The 16725-nt window shown below is 56.7% G+C and carries 12 protein-coding genes and 1 riboswitch; of the genes, 4 read left to right on the forward strand and 8 right to left on the reverse strand.

The window, feature by feature from the left end:
• Positions 1 to 70 precede the first annotated feature (70 nt).
• Together E9531_RS12990 and E9531_RS12995 are read right to left on the reverse strand one after the other, a co-directional pair.
• The gene (locus E9531_RS12990) at positions 71 to 3325 is read right to left on the reverse strand and encodes an efflux RND transporter permease subunit (protein ID WP_136574202.1); all 3255 of its coding nucleotides are present in this window, start codon (positions 3323 to 3325) and stop codon (positions 71 to 73) included.
• A complete protein-coding gene (locus E9531_RS12995; RefSeq protein WP_244610105.1) occupies positions 3322 to 4509 on the reverse strand; it encodes an efflux RND transporter periplasmic adaptor subunit in 1188 nt (395 codons plus the stop codon). Before E9531_RS12995 ends, E9531_RS12990 begins: the two co-directional genes overlap by 4 nt.
• A gap of 694 nt (positions 4510 to 5203) precedes the next feature.
• On the opposite strand from E9531_RS12995, the gene E9531_RS13000 reads away from it, so the two are divergent.
• Positions 5204 to 8296, forward strand: a complete 3093-nt coding sequence (locus E9531_RS13000) for a beta strand repeat-containing protein (protein WP_211343437.1) — start codon at positions 5204 to 5206, stop codon at positions 8294 to 8296.
• Between the two features lie 88 nt (positions 8297 to 8384).
• Here the strand turns inward: E9531_RS13000 and E9531_RS13005 are convergent, their stop codons facing one another.
• The 6 genes from E9531_RS13005 to E9531_RS13030 form a co-directional block, all read right to left on the reverse strand.
• Positions 8385 to 9734, reverse strand: coding sequence for an OprD family outer membrane porin (locus E9531_RS13005; RefSeq protein ID WP_136574203.1), 1350 nt, complete (start codon positions 9732 to 9734; stop codon positions 8385 to 8387).
• Positions 9735 to 9771: 37 nt separating this feature from the next.
• Positions 9772 to 10215, reverse strand: coding sequence for a pseudoazurin (locus E9531_RS13010; RefSeq protein WP_136574204.1), 444 nt, complete (start codon positions 10213 to 10215; stop codon positions 9772 to 9774).
• A gap of 3 nt (positions 10216 to 10218) precedes the next feature.
• A complete protein-coding gene (locus E9531_RS13015; protein WP_136574205.1) occupies positions 10219 to 11010 on the reverse strand; it encodes an ABC transporter ATP-binding protein in 792 nt (263 codons plus the stop codon).
• Positions 11007 to 12047, reverse strand: a complete 1041-nt coding sequence (locus E9531_RS13020) for a FecCD family ABC transporter permease (protein ID WP_136574206.1) — start codon at positions 12045 to 12047, stop codon at positions 11007 to 11009. The genes E9531_RS13015 and E9531_RS13020 overlap by 4 nt, the downstream gene beginning before the upstream one ends.
• Before the next feature lie 42 nt (positions 12048 to 12089).
• Positions 12090 to 13112: an ABC transporter substrate-binding protein gene (locus E9531_RS13025; RefSeq protein ID WP_136574207.1), complete on the reverse strand. Its 1023-nt coding sequence runs from the start codon at positions 13110 to 13112 to the stop codon at positions 12090 to 12092.
• A gap of 144 nt (positions 13113 to 13256) precedes the next feature.
• A riboswitch (cobalamin riboswitch) is annotated at positions 13257 to 13483 on the reverse strand.
• 68 nt (positions 13484 to 13551) lie between these two features.
• Complete coding sequence (locus E9531_RS13030) at positions 13552 to 13971, reverse strand: GFA family protein (protein ID WP_136574208.1); 420 nt, start codon at positions 13969 to 13971, stop codon at positions 13552 to 13554.
• Between the two features lie 161 nt (positions 13972 to 14132).
• Between E9531_RS13030 and E9531_RS13035 the strand changes: the two genes are divergently transcribed.
• The 3 genes from E9531_RS13035 (at position 14133) to hpnC (ending at position 16700) form a co-directional block, all read left to right on the forward strand.
• Positions 14133 to 15035, forward strand: coding sequence for a GGDEF domain-containing protein (locus E9531_RS13035; protein ID WP_136574209.1), 903 nt, complete (start codon positions 14133 to 14135; stop codon positions 15033 to 15035).
• 32 nt (positions 15036 to 15067) lie between these two features.
• Entirely contained in the window at positions 15068 to 15589 is a 522-nt protein-coding gene (locus tag E9531_RS13040) for a GNAT family N-acetyltransferase (RefSeq protein WP_136574210.1), read from the forward strand.
• A gap of 220 nt (positions 15590 to 15809) precedes the next feature.
• Positions 15810 to 16700, forward strand: coding sequence for a squalene synthase HpnC (gene hpnC, locus E9531_RS13045; protein ID WP_136574211.1), 891 nt, complete (start codon positions 15810 to 15812; stop codon positions 16698 to 16700).
• Positions 16701 to 16725 lie beyond the last annotated feature (25 nt).

Below are 16725 nucleotides of genomic sequence, written 5' to 3' on the forward strand. Positions count from 1 at the left end.
TTTGCATAAATGGCGGGGAGGGCACGATTGTGCACGTGAATCGGTGGCTAGGACCCACTCCCGTCGTGTTTCAGCCGTGAGCTGCTTCTGGTACTACGCCGGGTGTGTCGCGGCGAATTTTGAACCATGCCGCGTACATTGCAGGTAAGGCCAGCAAGGTCAAGATGGTGGCGATGATCAACCCCCCCATGATGGAGATTGCCATAGGTCCCCAGAACACACTGCGCGAGAGAGGGATCATCGCCAGCACTGCGGCCGCAGCGGTCAGCACAATCGGGCGCAGGCGGTGCATGGCTGCGTCGAGAATGGCTTGCCAAGGGGCAATGCCTTCGGCGCGTTCGAGTTCAATCTGGTCAATCAGAATGACGGCATTACGCTGGATCATGCCCATCAAGGCGATGACACCGAGCAGCGCGACAAAGCCAAAGGGCTTGCCTGAGAGCAGCAGCGCCACCGCAATGCCTGCAATGCCCAGCGGACCAGTTAAAAAGACCAGCATGGCACGCGAGAAACTGTGCAATTGAATCACCAGCAATGTAAAGACAATGAACAGCATCAGCGGGATACCGGCTGCAATTGAGGCGGAGCCTTTGGAGCTTTCAGCAATGGCACCTGCAACTTCGATGCGGTAGCTTTGGTCGCCTTTAGCGTGCCACTGGGCCTCAAGCGCTCGCAGTTGCGGCAGCACTTCGTTGGTAACGGTAGCGCCTTGCATGCCATCAATCACATCGCCTTGCACGGTAATGGCGTACTCTTTGCCGCTGCGCCACATTACGCCCCATTCCCATTCCAGTGCAGGTTCTGCAATTTGAGACAGCGGAATTGCACCGCCTGTGTTGGTGCTGATGTAAGCGTTGCTCAGGGCCGAGAGTGACTCGCGTTCATTCAGAGGTGGGCGTAGAACGATGCTGATGAGCTTGTCGCCTTCACGGTATTGGCCGATGGTTTCGCCCTCCAAAATCATTTGCGTGCCGCGCGCGATGGACTGGCTGTTCACGCCCAGTGCCAATGCCTTGTCTTGATCGACATTCAAACGCCAGGTTTTGATACGTTCATTCCAGTTGTCGTTTACCCCTCGCAGATGGGCGTTGTTGGTCATGGTGGTTTTGACTTCATCTGCGTATTGGCGCAGCGTTTGAGGGTCTGGGCCAATCACTTTGAACTGCACCGGATAAGGCACTGGCGGTCCCATGGGCAGCAGTTTGATGCGGGCGCGTACTTCAGGAAAGTGCGCGGCCATGAATTGCGGCAATTGCGCCATCAGGGCATTGCGCTCTTTTAGCGAGGTGGGTTTGACAATGAACTGCGCCACATTGGTTTGCGGAAAGATTTGATCGAGTGGCAGGTAAAATCGTGGCACGCCAGAGCCGATCCAGGTCGCGACATTCTCCACCCCGTCCATGGCCATCAATTGCGCCTCAGCGCGGGTCGCTACTTGCTCAATTCCGGTGAAAGAGGCGCCTTCGGGCAACCAAATGTCCAGCATGATTTCGGGGCGACTGGAATCCGGGAAGAACTGTTGCTGCACCTTGGTCATGCCCAATAGTCCGGCGGCAAACAGTGCCAGCGTTGCCACAATCGTGGTCCAGCGGTGTTCCACACACCAATCGACCATGTTTCGGAAGGTCTGGTAAAAGCGCGTGTTGTACACATCGTGCTCATGCGTAGAAGTCTCTTGCGCTCCTTCTGCCGCAGTTGCAACCGCTTGGTTTTTGCCATTGGCCGGGTGGTTGGCGTATTCATCGTCTTCGCGGGGCGCAACGTGTGCCGGGGGCTTGAGCAGCCAGACCCCGAGATACGGCACAAAGTACACCGACACAATCCACGACAGCAGCAACGCCACCACCGTCACGCCAAAAATTGCAAAGGTGTATTCCCCGGTCATCGACTTGGCAATGCCAATAGGCAAAAAGCCTGCTGCCGTGATCAAGGTGCCAGTCAGCATGGGCTTGGCTGTAATGTCATAAGCAAACAGCGCAGATCGGAACTTGCTGTAGCCTTCTTCCATTTTGCGCACCATCATTTCTACGGCGATGATGGCGTCATCCACCAGTAAGCCCAGCGCAATGATGAGTGAGCCCAACGAAATCTTGTGCAGGCCAATACCCCAATACAGCATGGCTAAAAAGGTCAGCGCCAAAACCAAGGGAATGGTGATGGCTACGACCAAACCTGGGCGCACATCCAAGACGTAACGGCGCCAGAGTGGGTGTTGCCCTGGACGTTTGTGCAACCCAAGACTGAGAAAACTCACCGCCAGCACAATGGCCACGGCTTCAATCAGCACCTTCACGAACTCATCGACCGCAGTAGTCACGGCGTCGGGTTGGTCTTGCACATTCTGCAATTGCATCCCTGCTGGCAAGTTGCGGCCAATGGTATCGGCCAAGCCATGCAGTGCTTTGCCCAAGGCCACAATGTCGCCGCCTTTGGCCATGGAAATGCCCAGCGCAATCACCGGTTGGCCTTGAAAGCGTACTTTGACAGATGCCGGGTCTTCATAGCCACGCCATACCTGGGCAATATCTCCCAAGCGCAATTGTTGCCCAGAAGCGGCGCGAATGGGCATGGCGCGCAGGTCCTCCAGCGCATCGAACTGGCCTTCCACGCGAATGCGCACTTGTTCGCCCACGGTGTAAACGCTGCCCGCCGGTGAGACGGCATTTTGCCGCCCCAGTTGTGCAAGCACTTCAGGCATGTTCAAACCCAGCTGCGAGAGCCGCTGCTGAGGGGCCTCAATGAACAGGCGCTCCTCTTGTTCGCCAAACAACTCGACTTTGGCCACATCGGGCACGCGCAGCAATTGCTGGCGCACGTCATCGGCTTGGGCTTTGAGCTCTGCATAGCTGTACCCTTGGCCTGAGAGCGCGTAAATCACGCCATACACATCGCCAAAGTCGTCTATGAAGAATGGCCCCTGCACCCCTTGTGGCAATTGGTAGGCCATATCACCGATTTTTTTGCGCACCGTGTACCAGATGTGCTGCACCTCAGAAGGTGGGCTGTTTTCTGCCAACTGGAAGATGATTTGCGAGACACCTGGTTTGGAATAACTGTCGATCTTGTCTGCGTAAGGCACTTCTTGCAGGGTGCGTTCCAAGCGGCTGGTGACTTGCTCGGCCACTTGCTCTGCTGTGGCGCCTGGCCACTGGGTTTGCACCACCATGGCGCGGAATGTGAAGGGAGGGTCTTCATCCTGCCCTAGTTGGAAATAGGCAAAGCAGCCCAGCACCATCAGCACGATCAGTAAATATCGCGTCAGTGCCGGATGGTCCAGCGCCCATTTCGAGACGTTGTGACGGGAAACTGCAGGGCTGGTGCTCATGGCTGGCCCCTTGCAGTGTTTGCTGCATTTGCGCCTGCGTTTGTGTCTGTCTTATTCATTGCTGCTGGGGTATCTGGAATATCGCCTTTGAACACACTGACTTTTTCCCCCGCTTGCAGCACATGCACGCCTGCCGCTACCACACGTTCGCCCACTTGTAGCCCGCTTTGCACCACCCATTCATTGCCATCGGCGCGGGCAATGTCGATGGTGCGCGCTTGCACGGTTTGATCGTTGCTATCAAATACCCATACCGCGCTTTGCCCTTTAGGATCTTGCCAGATCGCAGTGCCCGGAAGACGAATACTGTTGGCGGTGGTGTTGGCCACCGGCCAATCAACAGTAACGGTTGCCCCCAATGGGGGCTGGGATTCACCCAGAATCTCCACCTTCACCGCAAATGTGCGCGTCGCTGGGTCGGCACTGGCGGCGATTTCGCGCACGCGCGCAGCTTGTGGCGCTTGGTTAGCCGCCCACGCGCGTACGGTCACTTGCTGGCCCGCCTGCACTTGCGCCACCCGTTGCTCAGGCACGGCGAAGCTCACATCGCGCGCGCCGTCCAGCGCCAAACGCACCACGGGTGTGCCAGCTGCCACTACTTGGCCAGGCTCTGCCAAAGTGGCAATCACAATCGCGTCGGCATCAGCCTCAAGCTTGGTGTACTGCGTTTGGTTGCCTTGCGCGGCCATTTGGGCCTGGGCTTCTGCTACCCGCGACTCGGCAGCTTTCAGGCCTGCTGTGCGACGGTCCAGTTCGGCGGCGCTGATGAAGTTTTGCGCGCGCAATTCTTGGAAGCGTTTCAAGTCTGCTTGCTGCAAGTCACGCTCCGTGGTGGCTGCACGCAGTTGCGCTTGCGCCGCTGCCGCCGAGAGCTGGTAGTCCGTCGCATCCAGTTGGGCCAGCAGTTGGCCTTTGTGTACAGATTGGCCTTGCTCTACCGGGCGAGAGAGCAATTTTCCAGCAACGCGAAAGCCCAATGCGGTTTCCGTACGCGCGGTGACGGCACCTGCATATTGAATGGCACTTTGCTGGCTGCTGGGCCCTACCGTTACCAGCTTGACTGCCCGCACCGGTGGCGCGACTGCTTCTGGTTTAGAGCAGGCCATTAATGCAATGCCAACCAGTGCAAAACAACTCAAACGCAAAGAGAAGCGGCGAACAAGGTGCAGAGGCATATGGCGCATGTCTGTGGTTTCTGAATGAAAAGGCGTGTACCAAAAAGGAGGCACAAGGCTGGAGAGGAAGCCGTGAATAGGTTGCGAGATTTTGGCTGATTTCATGCCGATAAACAGGTTCCGTAAAACCCGAAGGGGTTTGTCGCGCATGTCTGCGGCCAGGCAATTCGCAAAGGGGGCAACGCTACACGCAGTGGTGTGGCCCGTCAATACATGGGCAGATGTCTGCGTAGGCCTGCTTTGTCTCGCACGCCAAGCGTGTTGCTCTGTATGCCGAACATGCGCCACCAGTGTTTGGCCATTGTTGGGCGCTCTCGCGCTCTAATTGGGCTTGCTTGGATGTGTGTGGACGCCATGGCACGTTGGCTATGGGCTCGCCGCATGCTTGGATTGCCTCGCTGCGCAAGGGCGTCCCGTGTAGACGAGACTTGCACTATTTTCATTCGAGGATACGTTTTAATGACAAATTACGTTTAAAGTATCTAATTGTTAAAAATCGCGACGGCGAACCATGTGCAACGCGGTAAATACACACCACTGGCAGCAGTGTTGGTACTTGTTTTGCTTTCGTATACACAGTGCGGCACAACCAGCCCCAACGCCGCAGCAATCCATTGAAAAGACAATCTTCATGCCATCAACTGCCATTCATGCCAGAACTTTCGCAGTAAAAGCCGTAAGAATGCTTTTACTTTTATGTTGGATGGCGTTATTTACTGGCCACGCATTGTTTGCCAATGCCGCGGTCGCAGCCCCAGTCGTTACCACATCTGGCGGCACCACTGCCTATACCGAAGGCTTTCCTGCAGTGGCGATTGACCCCGGCCTGGTACTGACCGACGCCGACACGCTCTACATGGCTTTTGCCACGGTTTCCATAATCGGCAATTTCCAGAGCGGGCAGGATGTATTGGCTTTTATTGCCCAGAACGGCATTAGCGGCTCCTACAATTCTGGAACCGGTGTACTGACTCTCACGGGGAATGCCACCATCGCCCAGTATCAGGCGGCGCTAAATTCTGTGACTTACCACAACAGTTCCAACAACCCAAACACCAGCAACCGAACCATCAGCTTTGTGGTAAATGACGGCACAAGCAACAGTGCGCCTGTCACCAAAACCCTTAGCATAACCGCGGTAAACAGTGCGCCAACATTGACAGCTACACCAGCTAACCCCTCCTTTACTGAAGGTAGTGGTGCGGTCACCTTGTTTAGCGCCGCTTCAGCCAGCACCATCGAGTCTGGCCAGAGCTTTCAATCCGTCACGCTCACGGTCACTAACCTGAGTGATGGCGTCTCTGAACAGCTCGAGGTGGATGGAACGTCCATTGCCCTTGTTAGCACAATGAATCCAGGAACAACAGTAACGAATGGCCTGACCTACAACGTGAGTCTGGCAGCGGGTACGGCAACGGTCACGTTGAGCAACGGTACGTTAAATTCCACCCAGTTACAGACTCTGGTCAATTTCATAACTTACCGTAACATCTCGCCGGATTTCAACAGCTTGGCGCCTAGGGTGGTGACCATTACCAGCCTGCAGGACAACGGCGGCACAGCCAATGGTGGGGTGGACACCATCAGCCTGTCGCTGGCAGCAATCGTGTCGATGGACGCCGTGCCTCCCGCAGTGCTAGGGATTACCATCGCTTCTCCTCCCGGGAACGGAGCATCGCAGGTGACCTTCCATGTTGATTTCAGCAAGAGAGTCTCGAATGTCGATGTAACGGATTTTGAGCTAAGCTCGACTGGCTCAGCATCGGGGACGATTAGCTCAGTCATCCATTCAGCTAATCAAGCGGATGTGACCGTTACTGATTTGAGAGGGGTGGGTTCTCTCAGGCTGGATTTGCGGGCGACCCATAATATTGTGGACCGTTGGAATAGTTTTATTTACGGGGGTTATACCGCGGGTGCTATCCATAATGTCCTGGTTTCTATGGCCCCGCCTGCGCCAACCATAGGCACTGCCACTGCAAGCAATGGACAGGTTTCGGTTTCTTTTACTCCCCCGGGTAACAATGGCGGCTCGCCGATTACTGGGTACACCGTCACGGCCAACCCCGATGGCATCACAGCGAGCGGTCCGGGGACACCGCTCACTGTGACAGGCCTGACCAATGGTACTACCTATACCTTCACGGTAACGGCGACTAATGCGGTTGGAACCAGTACGGCATCGGGAGCTTCCAATGCTGCCACGCCAAAAGGTAACCAGACGATTACCTTTGCCAATCCCGGGGCTCAAAACTTTGGTACTCGACCAACACTGACTGCTACATCAAACTCCGGTTTGCAGGTTTCCTTCAGTTCAGCAACGACTGGCGTGTGTACGATTACCTCGGATGGAATCCTCACCTTTGTGGGCACAGGTTCTTGTACTATTGAGGCACATCAGTCAGGCAATAGTGCCTGGAATTCGGCAACAGTGAGTCAGACCTTTACGGTAAATACGGTGGCACCTGGCGCACCCACCATAGGTACTGCGATAGCGGGTAATCGCCAAGCAGACGTAACCTTTACTGCTCCCGCCAGTAATGGTGGGGTGAATATCACAGGGTATACCGTGACCTCTAACCCTGGTGGTTTTACTGGAACAGGTGCAAGCTCGCCGATTACGGTGACGGGGTTGATCAACGGTACGGAATATACCTTCACGGTCACTGCCATTAACGAGGCCTCATTGACGGGGAGTGCGTCAGCAGCTTCCAATGCAATTACCCCAGCGTCTCCGCAAACCATTACGTTTGCCAACCCTGGAGCGCAGAACTTTGGCACATCGCCAACGTTGACCGCAAGCTCCACCTCTGGTTTAACCGTTAGCTTCATTTCCTCTACCACCAACGTTTGTACTATCACGAGCGGTGGTGCATTGACCTTTTTACGTGCCAGTACTTGTACCATTTATGCTAATCAGGCAGGGGATTCATCCTGGTTTCCAGCCCAGGTGTCCCAGACCTTCACGGTCAACCCGGTAACTCCAGGCGCTCCCACCAACGTGGCGGCCACTGCGGGTAATGGTCAGGTGAGTGTGGCCTTTACCGCACCAACCAATACGGGGGGTGTGGCGATTACCGGTTATACCGTTACTACCAGTCCGGCAGATGTACCGCCTGTTATGGGAGACGACTCACCGATAGTGATCACTGGTTTAACCAATGGCACGTCTTATACCTTCACGGCCCAGGCCACTAATGAGGTTGGGACAAGCGCCAGTTCTGCGCCCAGTGAACCTGTTGCGCCGGTGTTGTTGGAGGTTGAATCAGCCGATGGAAGCGTTCCTGGGATGGCGGGTGTAGCAAGTGCAACGCTGTCAGGAGGTGGTGCCACTTGCACCTTGACTTCTGAGAGTGGCTTTGGTGAAGTGACAAACGTACCGCCCAATACCACCTCCACCCCCCATGGGCAGTTTTACTTTACCGCCACATCGTGTGTGGGGGCTGTCACTGTCAGCCTGAACTACCCAGAGCCATTGCCTGAAGGCGTGCGTTTCCGTAAGGCAGATCCCCAAAGGGGTTGGTTTGATCCGCAAGATGCGGCGACCTCGTTGGACCTGACGCTCAGTGCAGACCGCCGAACGGTGACTTACAGCGTGACGGACAATGGACTGGGCGACAGTGCGCCTGACCAACTTGGTGTGATCGTCGATCCATTGGTCCCGGTATTGGTGGCCGCACCAGGTGCGCCTAATCCTGTTGCGGTACCCGTGTTGGATGTCTGGAAACTGGCGCTGTTGTCTGCACTTGCTGCTTTGATGGGGGTGCGACTGGGGCGACGCCGTCAAGCTGCATAAACTCGCCTCAAACAAAAAAGGTGACTGAAAGCGGTGGAGGGGCCATCAAGGCCTTGCATTCACCGCTTTTGTCTGTGCGGTAGCCACATCAAAACAGCTTGAACGGGAACTCGGCCTGTAACTTGATTTGGTCGATGTTGGCTTCGCCTTGCGCAGCGTTGGTGCGATGCATGCTGTAGCGCAGTTGCAGGTTCAGGCCCTTGGCCCTGCCGCTAGGCACGGCATAACGCAGCACTGCATCGCGTTCCCAGTGCTTGCCGTTGTGGCCGCTGTAACCCAAGTAGTTGGCATACACACTGTTGAGGTGGTTGTTGTCAATGCCAGAGCCTCGGGTGTAGGCGATGCCTGCGCTCCAGCCGGGGCTGAGGAGGGTTGCCAAATCCAGTTCGTACTTGATTTGCCATGAGGCCTCTTGTGGCCCGTTGAAGTCGGAGAGTTGCATGGCGTTATCCAGCCAGATGGAGCCGCGGTTGACGTAGTCAAAAGGGCTGTTTCCGTGCACTTTTTGGTAACCCACGCCGATCTTGTGTGGCCCGGTTGCGTAGGTGCCAAGCAAGCTCCAGGTGGTGTTGTTCACTTCGCCCGATTGGGCCTGGCCCGTGTCGGTGTTGCGATACAGATTCAGGTTGACGGAGAGGGCACGATTGTTCTCCAGTGGCCGTTTGTAAAAGCCTCCTAGGTACCACGTGTTCCAGTTGTCTTCGTATTGGCCAAAGTAGCTGCTCAATGAGAACGTTTGCCCTGCGGGACTCCAAGCGCCGCCCATGAAACGGAACGCATCACCTTGGGCGCCGGAGTAGTTGGCCTGCAATGGGTTATTGCTTTTGCGGGCGTTGCGGTCGGCCCAGCCTGTGAAACGCCCGGCTTGCAGGGCCAACGTAGGAATGTCGCTGCTGCTGATTAGCCACCCACGGTTCGATTCGGGTAGCAAGCGCGAGTCAGAGCTGCTGAAGATCGGGTTTTTCGTGCGGATTTCACCAAGCTTCAACTCTGTGGAGGACAGGCGAATTTTCAGTGCGGCGCCTGCCCTGCCAAAGCGATTGGGAATGCCTTGCCCATCTTTGGCTACATAGCGCGGCGTGGCGCGGGCGCTGTTTGCATCGGTGCCGAGATTGATGGCGCCATAGGCTTGTGCATCCAGGCCAAGCCCTATGGGGCCACGTGTGTAGCCCGATTGGTACTGCAGCATCAACCCATAGGCCGATTCGGTCGCTTGCGTTTTGCTGCGCTCACCATTGGTCGCACGGAATGTGCTGCCATGCTGGTAGTCCAGTTGCTCGTACACGTAGCGGTTGAGCATGTTCAGGCTGCTGCCTGCAATGAAGCCTTGGGCATCATCTTGCGTGCCAGCATGGGCAGTTGCCAGGGTGGCCAGTGTTGCTGCGGCGATGCAGAGATGGCGCATGGGGGCTGCAGGCGCAAAGGGGCGGTGGTTCATAGCTTTAATGGAGTGGGTTTGCTGGGTGCGCTGGCCGTTATGGGATTGTGCGGGCGGCAATGTTCTCAAAGCGTTGCTTGGCGCGTGCGGGCGCGTCGGCAGGTACGTTCAGTGCAGACAGCGGCGCATCGCCCACTTGCACCAGCATCACCATGCCCATGGCGTAATGGGGCAGGCACTTGATGCCATACAGCCCTTCTTGGGTGAAGGTGACTTCGATCTCTTCGTTGATCTTGCCCTTGAAGGGGCTGGCGCCTTCGGGCAGCATGCCTGCAATGGAGGCCGCATCGTGGCCGTTACTGCTGGCCAAAAACTTGATTTTGTCGCCCGGTGTGAGTTTCACAAAGTCAGGTTCGTAGACCATGGCACCTTGGGCGCCGCGGTTGAGCATTTTGACTTCATAGGTTTCGGCATGCGAGGCCAATGCAAACGAGAGGCCCAGCAACAAGGGCAGGGTACGGGTGAAGGGGCGCAAGGTCATGGTTTAAGAAGAAGACAGAGATTGGAAACGCAGCACGCGCGTGCCATCGAGTGGGTCGATCAGTGTGCGCATGTGGACTTTGAAAATGTCCTGCAGCAAGGCGGGGGTGAGCACTTCATCTGGGGTGCCCACGCGCACCAGTTGCCCCTGGTGCATGACGGCCAGCCGATCGCAGAGCAGGGCTTGGTTGAGGTCATGCAGGGCCACAACCTTGGCAATGGGCAGCGATTGCACCAACTGCATCAGCGAGAGCTGTTGGTGGATATCAAGGTGGTTGGTGGGCTCATCAAGCAGCAGCACACGCGGTTGCTGGGCCAGCGCGCGGGCAATGTGCACGCGCTGGCGCTCGCCCCCCGACAAAGTGTTCCAGGCGCTGCGTGCTTTGTCTTGCAGTCCTACCGCGGCAATGGCTTCCCGGACTGTGTTGTGGTCATCAGGGGATAGTGGTTGCAAGGCGGAAAGCCAGGGTGTGCGCCCAAGCTCGACGGCATCCCAGACTTGGATGGCGTCGAGTGTTTCTGCCATCTGCGACACCAGAGCCAATTGCTGTGCAATGGCGCGTCTGGAGAGATGGCGCAGGGGGCTGCCATGCAGCAAAACCTCGCCTTGGTCGGGTGCGAGTATGCCTGTGAGCAAGCGCAGCAAGGTGGATTTGCCTGAACCATTGGGCCCAATCAGCCCCAAGGTTTCACCTGTATGCAGCGCAATGGATACATCGCGCACGATTGGCACGCCTTTGGCGCGCCAACCGATGTGCTGGGCTTGTAGCAGCAAGGGGGCGTGTGCGTGCGTCATGGGCGGGCCCCTTGCCCTTTGAGCAATATGCCGGCAAACACAGGGGCACCCACCAAAGCGGTAATCACGCCAATGGGGAGCACCTGGCCTGGGATCAGGATGCGAGAGACGACGTCGGCTGCGATCAAGAACACGGCGCCTATCAGTGCGCTGGCGGGAATTAATCGGCTGTGGCGAACGCCAACCAACATGCGTGCGGCATGGGGAATGACCAAGCCTACGAAACCAATGGCCCCCACGATGGAGACCATCACTGCAGTGATCAAGGCGGCCACCAGCAACAAGGTCAATTGCACGCGCCGCACAGGCACGCCCAGCGAAGCGGCCGACTCACTACCAAAGGTGAAGGCGTCCAAGGCACGGCAATGCCACAGGCACACCACAATACCCACCAAGGCCACGGTCGTGGAGAGCACCGTGTCTGCCCAACGCACGCCACTGAGGTTGCCTAGCAGCCAGAACATGATGCCGCGCGCTTGTTCGGCACTACCCGATTGGGTGATGATCAGCGAGGTGAGGGCGTTGAACAGTTGTGAGCCTGCAATACCAGCCAGCACAATCTGGCCACTGTTGCGCAAGCCGCCGCTGCCTGCTGCATGGGCCAATAGTGCCACCATCGTGAAGGCGCACACGGCGCCAAAAAAAGCGCCCGTCGTCATCGAGATAGCGCCCGCGCCCAGGCCCACCACCGACACCAGCACCGCTCCGGTTGAGGCGCCCGCTGAAATGCCCAATAAATAGGGCTCTGCCAGCGCATTGCGCAGCAATGACTGCAGCATCACGCCAGAGATGGCCAGCCCTGCACCACAGCCTGCCGCGACCAAGGCGCGGGTAAGCCGGTAATTCCACACGATGCCCTGGTCGATGGGATCGACCACATACTGGGTGCCTACCAGCTTGTTGCTGAGTACCTCATACACCACGCGCACGGGGATGACGGTTTCTCCAATCGCTATGCCCAGCAGCACGGCTGCGAACAGGATCGCCGCGGCAATGGCGCCGCGCACCAAAAGGCGTGGCAGATGCGGTGTGATCATGCGGCGTAGAACCCTGGCGCTCTTGTGTACTTGGGTGCCAATTTAGGGGGCCTTGGCTTGTAGTTGGAGTACGGCATCGGCAATTTGCTCCATGCCATCGACTAGGCGGATAGAGCCTTGCAGGGCATCGGCATCGACAACCACGATGCGGTTGTTCTTCACGGCATCCATGTGTTGGGTGACGGGGTCACTTTTGAGGAATTCCAGTTTTTTCTCGTAGTCGTCAGCAGGAAAGCGGCGGCGATCCATGCGCGCGATGATCAAGATAGATGGGTTGGCCTTGGCGATGGTTTCCCAGCCCACGGTGGGCCATTCTTCGGCGGAGCTGACGATATTGCGCAGACCCAGCGTTTGCATCATGTAGCCTGCCACGCCTTTTTGTCCCGCCATATAGGGGTCAATGGCCAAATCGGCACTGGAGAACCAAAGTGCTGCGGTCAGGTCTTTGTGTGGGGACGCTTGGACTTTAGCCACGGCTTGGGTTTGGCGTTGGGTAAGCGCTTGTACCAGCGCTTGGCCACGGGGTTCAACATCAAAAATTTGGGCCAACTGGTGGATGCTTTTGTACAAGGCCTGCACATCGTAGGCGGCTGTTCGGGTGCCGTCTGCGCCGGTTAAGTTGTTCTTGCCTTCGCAGTCTGAGGGCATGGCGTAGGTAGCAATGCTCAGGTCGTGAAACTGTTCGCGGGTGCCGACCACGCCGTCTTTGCCCACCATCCATTCAAATTGTGACACTATCAGCGCGGGGCGCTTGCCGATCACCGATTCAAAGCTGGGATCGTTGTCAGCCAAGCGCTCGACCTTGTCGTTGATGCTCTTGAACTGGGGCAGCACAGGGTTGAACCACAGGGAGGTGCCTACGAGCTTGTCGCCCAAGTCCAATGCGTAGAGCATTTCCGTGCCTGCTTGCCCGATTGTGACGACTGAGGCGGGCGCTTTGTCATAGGCCACGGTGTAGCCGCAGTTCTCGACGTTCAGCGGGTAAGTGGTGGCTCCAGCCACAAAGGGCAGTAGGCTCAAGGCGCTGGCTAGCAGGGTGCGCGGAGTCAGTAGGGGCATCGGCATCGAATGGGTCCTTCCAAAGTGGTGCGGGACCCCATGGAAGCAACAGCCAGCACGTGTGACAAGCGCCCGCACAAGCGCAGGGCCGGTGTGCAGGAAAACCTCATATGCTGAACGCTGTTCACTTCCCGGACACCCCGCCGGCAATGACTATGTTGCGCTCTGGCAGGTCTCCTGACTGGCCATTCATCGCCTGCTCTGCGCCTTCCCGGATTGGACATCCAGTGACTTGTTTGAGAGCCAGCTCATGACCTACAGTTGCGGGGGCAGTTCCATTTCATGGGCGTTGGCAGTTGAGCCAACACCACTGGATTCCCTGTTGTGCAGCACGCGACTGAACAACTTCTTACGAAACCAAAGCGGGGCGATTCTAACCCGTGTTGGTACCGTTTTGGGTGCATCCCTGCTTGAGGCGCGCGCAGGCAAGAAAATACCAATGTGTCTATTGATGTGGTTGGCTTGCGTCTTGCCGGTCTGCCGGGTGGTGGACGCCGTCATACGTTGGAACGTGTTCAAGGGTCAACGGATTCACGCCTTCAAGGCAAGCGACGTTGTACCCGTATTCGTGGGGGGTGGAGCGGCGTTGATGGTGTGTATAAATGCCGCAGTGCGAGCAGAAGTAGTGTTTGGCCGTGAATGTGTTGAATTGGTAGAGCTTCAAATATTCTTGGCCTTTAAGGATGCGAATGCCATCCAAGGGGACAGAAGCCACAATGGCACCTCGGCGTCGGCACAGGGAGCAATCGCAGCGGCGCGGATTGACGACTCCGTCAGGAAGACTCAATTCCAGCACCACCGATCCGCAATGGCAGGAGGCTCTGTGTTTCGCTTGGATTTCTACGCCGCCGATTGTTTTGAGCATGTTGTTGATACTCCCATGTGGTGTGCTTGGATACGGCCGGGCGCTTCACTGCACGGCCTTGCAATGCCTGTTGGCAATTCTGTAGATTAAACCCTTTGAATGGTTCGTGGCGTTAATCTACGCTGCTGTTGGAATGCGATGTTACCCATAAGGCCATAGCCATGTACCCCACCGCTATCTTTGAATTTCTCGATGTGATACCGATTCCGGCATTGGCCGCTGAAATGACGGGGGATGACAATTCCTTTAACCACCCACGCTTTCTGAATGCAGCTTTTCTCGCGCAGATTGGCTACACCCTGGATGAAATTCCGGATATTGAACGTTGGTTTGAAGTGGCTTACCCCGATCCTGTGATGAGAGCACAAGTGCGGCAAGAGTGGTACCAAGCCATCCATGAAAGCTTGGCGCAAGGCCGCCAGATTGCAGAGACCAGCGCACTGATTCAATGCAAGAGTGGGCAGCAGCGTTGGTTTGTGGTCACTGCGCAGGTGCGGCCAGAGAGCATGCCCAATATGCATATCGTGACGTTTCGCGACATCCACGATTTGAAAATGCTGTCAGATGAAAACCATTTCCTCTCTCATACCGACCAGTTGACCCATGTATCCAATCGCCGTGCAGGCCAGCAACGGCTTGAGGCTGAACATGCGCGCTTCACGCAAGCAGCGGTGCCATTTGCCTTGATCATGTGCGATGTGGACCATTTCAAATCCATCAATGATCAAATGGGGCATGTTTGCGGAGATTACGTGTTGCGCAAAATTGCTGAAACACTGCACATGCACGCAGGCAATTTGGATGAGGTCGTGCGCTGGGGCGGCGATGAGTTTTTGCTTGTTGTGCCCGCTACAGGCGTAGAAGAAGCGGCGGCGCTGGCTGAACAGTTACGCATGGCGGTGCAGTCTTTGAATTGTTCCTGGGAGGGGCAAACATTCAGTCCCACATTGAGTGTTGGCTGTGCTGTCAGTGCGCCAGGGCAATCGGTGGTTGCATTACTCAAAACAGTAGACGCTGCCTTGTACGCCGCGAAGCAGCAAGGCCGAAACGCCGTTTGTTTTTAGCCTGAGCAGCAGGCCTTTCGCCCGTACAACCTATGTTTGAACAATTGTCTTTTTCCATTCGGCGTGTGCACGACGTGCAGCGTGTGCTGGATTTTCAATTGCACGCAAGGTCGAGCATGTTTGGGGCGCGTATGGCGGCACAGGGTATGCCACACGATTTGCAGTTTTTTGATGCGGTATACGGCACTGATAGCGGGTGCATGCTCGCTGCAGTGGATGTGCACGGCGCTGTGCTGGGAACGATCGGTTACCGTGCGTATGACCACCGGTTTGCGCATCTGAATCTACCCAAAGAAGTGCTTGTAGCCGAGGTGGTCCGTTTATTTGTACAGCCAGCCTATCGCCAGCATGGGCTTGGTTCCGCGCTGTGGCTTGCGTTGCAGTGCCATGCCCAAGGGCAGGGGTGCGAGATGCTGTATCTCCACACGCATCCATTTCTGCCAGGAGCGCAGGCGTTTTGGTCTAAGCAGGGGTTTGTGGTTATTCACCGAGACCAAGACCCGGTGTGGCAGAGCATCCACATGCAGATGGCCATTCCTGCTGTACGACGCTGACAACAGCGCCGATCATCGGTGCAAGACTCAAAAGAAAACGGGCAATGCCGCAATGCGTTTTTTTTAGGCCTTGCGCTTCCGGTTGGAGCCCAAAAGCGCGCTGCTGTGTTAAAAACCATCGCCGGGCAGATAGTCCGACTGCGGTTTTTGCCGCGCATCGCATCTTTTGGGACTCCAACGCGGTCTGCGTGGAGGTCGTAAACACGTTCTAATATGGGCTATGCCTCAAGACACCGCTGCATACAAGCCCATTGGGCACTATGAAAATTTTCCCGTGGCCACGTGGTTGTGCCCGGCGCATCTGCGTGCGCCCGTGGCTGCCATTTACCACTATGCGCGCACGGCTGACGATATTGCCGATGAGGACGATGTGGCCGTAGCCGAACGGCTGAGGCAATTGCGTGAATATCGTTTGTGCCTATGGCAGGAGATGGAGCCGCCTGCGCATTGGGCGCCGTTGTTTGCGGCCTTGCACCAGCAAGTTGTGGCGTTTGGCCTGCCGCTGCCCTTATTGGATGCCTTGCTCAGCGCCTTTGAGCAAGACGTGAAAAAAACCGCGACCGGCCAAGGCTATAGCGACCAGACTGAATTGCTGGATTACTGCGACCGTTCTGCTAACCCGATTGGACGCTTGCTGCTGCATTTGCATGGTGTGGATGATGCCATGGCCTTGCAACAAAGCGATGCCGTGTGTACCGCGTTGCAGCTGATCAATTTCTGGCAAGACCTGCAGCACGACATTCCACGAGGGCGTTGGTATGTACCAGAACGCGATGCCAGTGCCTTTGGGGTGTCACGCCCCATGCAGCAGCAGGCCATTTCGCAGGGGCAGCAGCCACGCGCCTTGACGGACATGATGGCCCATTTGGTCGGCTGGACGCGTGAGTGCATGCACCAAGGCATGCCTTTGGTGCAACGTTTATCAGGTCGTGCGGGTTGGGAAATTCGTGTGGTGATCCAGGCGGGCTTGCGTGTGCTGGAGAAGATGGAGCAAGGCGGCTACCGCTGTTATGTGGACAGGCCCACCATCCACAAGGCAGACGCCATGACTTTGCTGTGGCGTGCCTGGCGCATGCCTTCTACGCGTGTGCGGCCACACACCACTGGCTAAAACGCGTAGAAGGGCTGGTGCGCAG

This window comes from Lampropedia puyangensis, from assembly GCF_004833285.1.
GTDB classification, from domain to species: domain Bacteria; phylum Pseudomonadota; class Gammaproteobacteria; order Burkholderiales; family Burkholderiaceae_C; genus Lampropedia; species Lampropedia puyangensis.

Bases quoted from the DNA above. Each gene is read 5' to 3' on its own strand.
- E9531_RS12990 (WP_136574202.1), bottom strand. From the start codon at position 3,325: ATGAGCACCAGCCCTGCAGTTTCCCGTCACAACGTCTCGAAATGGGCG.
- E9531_RS12995 (WP_244610105.1), bottom strand. From the start codon at position 4,509: ATGCGCCATATGCCTCTGCACCTTGTTCGCCGCTTCTCTTTGCGTTTG.
- E9531_RS13000 (WP_211343437.1), top strand. From the start codon at position 5,204: ATGGCGTTATTTACTGGCCACGCATTGTTTGCCAATGCCGCGGTCGCA.
- E9531_RS13005 (WP_136574203.1), bottom strand. From the start codon at position 9,734: ATGAACCACCGCCCCTTTGCGCCTGCAGCCCCCATGCGCCATCTCTGC.
- E9531_RS13010 (WP_136574204.1), bottom strand. From the start codon at position 10,215: ATGACCTTGCGCCCCTTCACCCGTACCCTGCCCTTGTTGCTGGGCCTC.
- E9531_RS13015 (WP_136574205.1), bottom strand. From the start codon at position 11,010: ATGACGCACGCACACGCCCCCTTGCTGCTACAAGCCCAGCACATCGGT.
- E9531_RS13020 (WP_136574206.1), bottom strand. From the start codon at position 12,047: ATGATCACACCGCATCTGCCACGCCTTTTGGTGCGCGGCGCCATTGCC.
- E9531_RS13025 (WP_136574207.1), bottom strand. From the start codon at position 13,112: ATGCCGATGCCCCTACTGACTCCGCGCACCCTGCTAGCCAGCGCCTTG.
- E9531_RS13030 (WP_136574208.1), bottom strand. From the start codon at position 13,971: ATGCTCAAAACAATCGGCGGCGTAGAAATCCAAGCGAAACACAGAGCC.
- E9531_RS13035 (WP_136574209.1), top strand. From the start codon at position 14,133: ATGTACCCCACCGCTATCTTTGAATTTCTCGATGTGATACCGATTCCG.
- E9531_RS13040 (WP_136574210.1), top strand. From the start codon at position 15,068: ATGTTTGAACAATTGTCTTTTTCCATTCGGCGTGTGCACGACGTGCAG.
- hpnC (WP_136574211.1), top strand. From the start codon at position 15,810: ATGCCTCAAGACACCGCTGCATACAAGCCCATTGGGCACTATGAAAAT.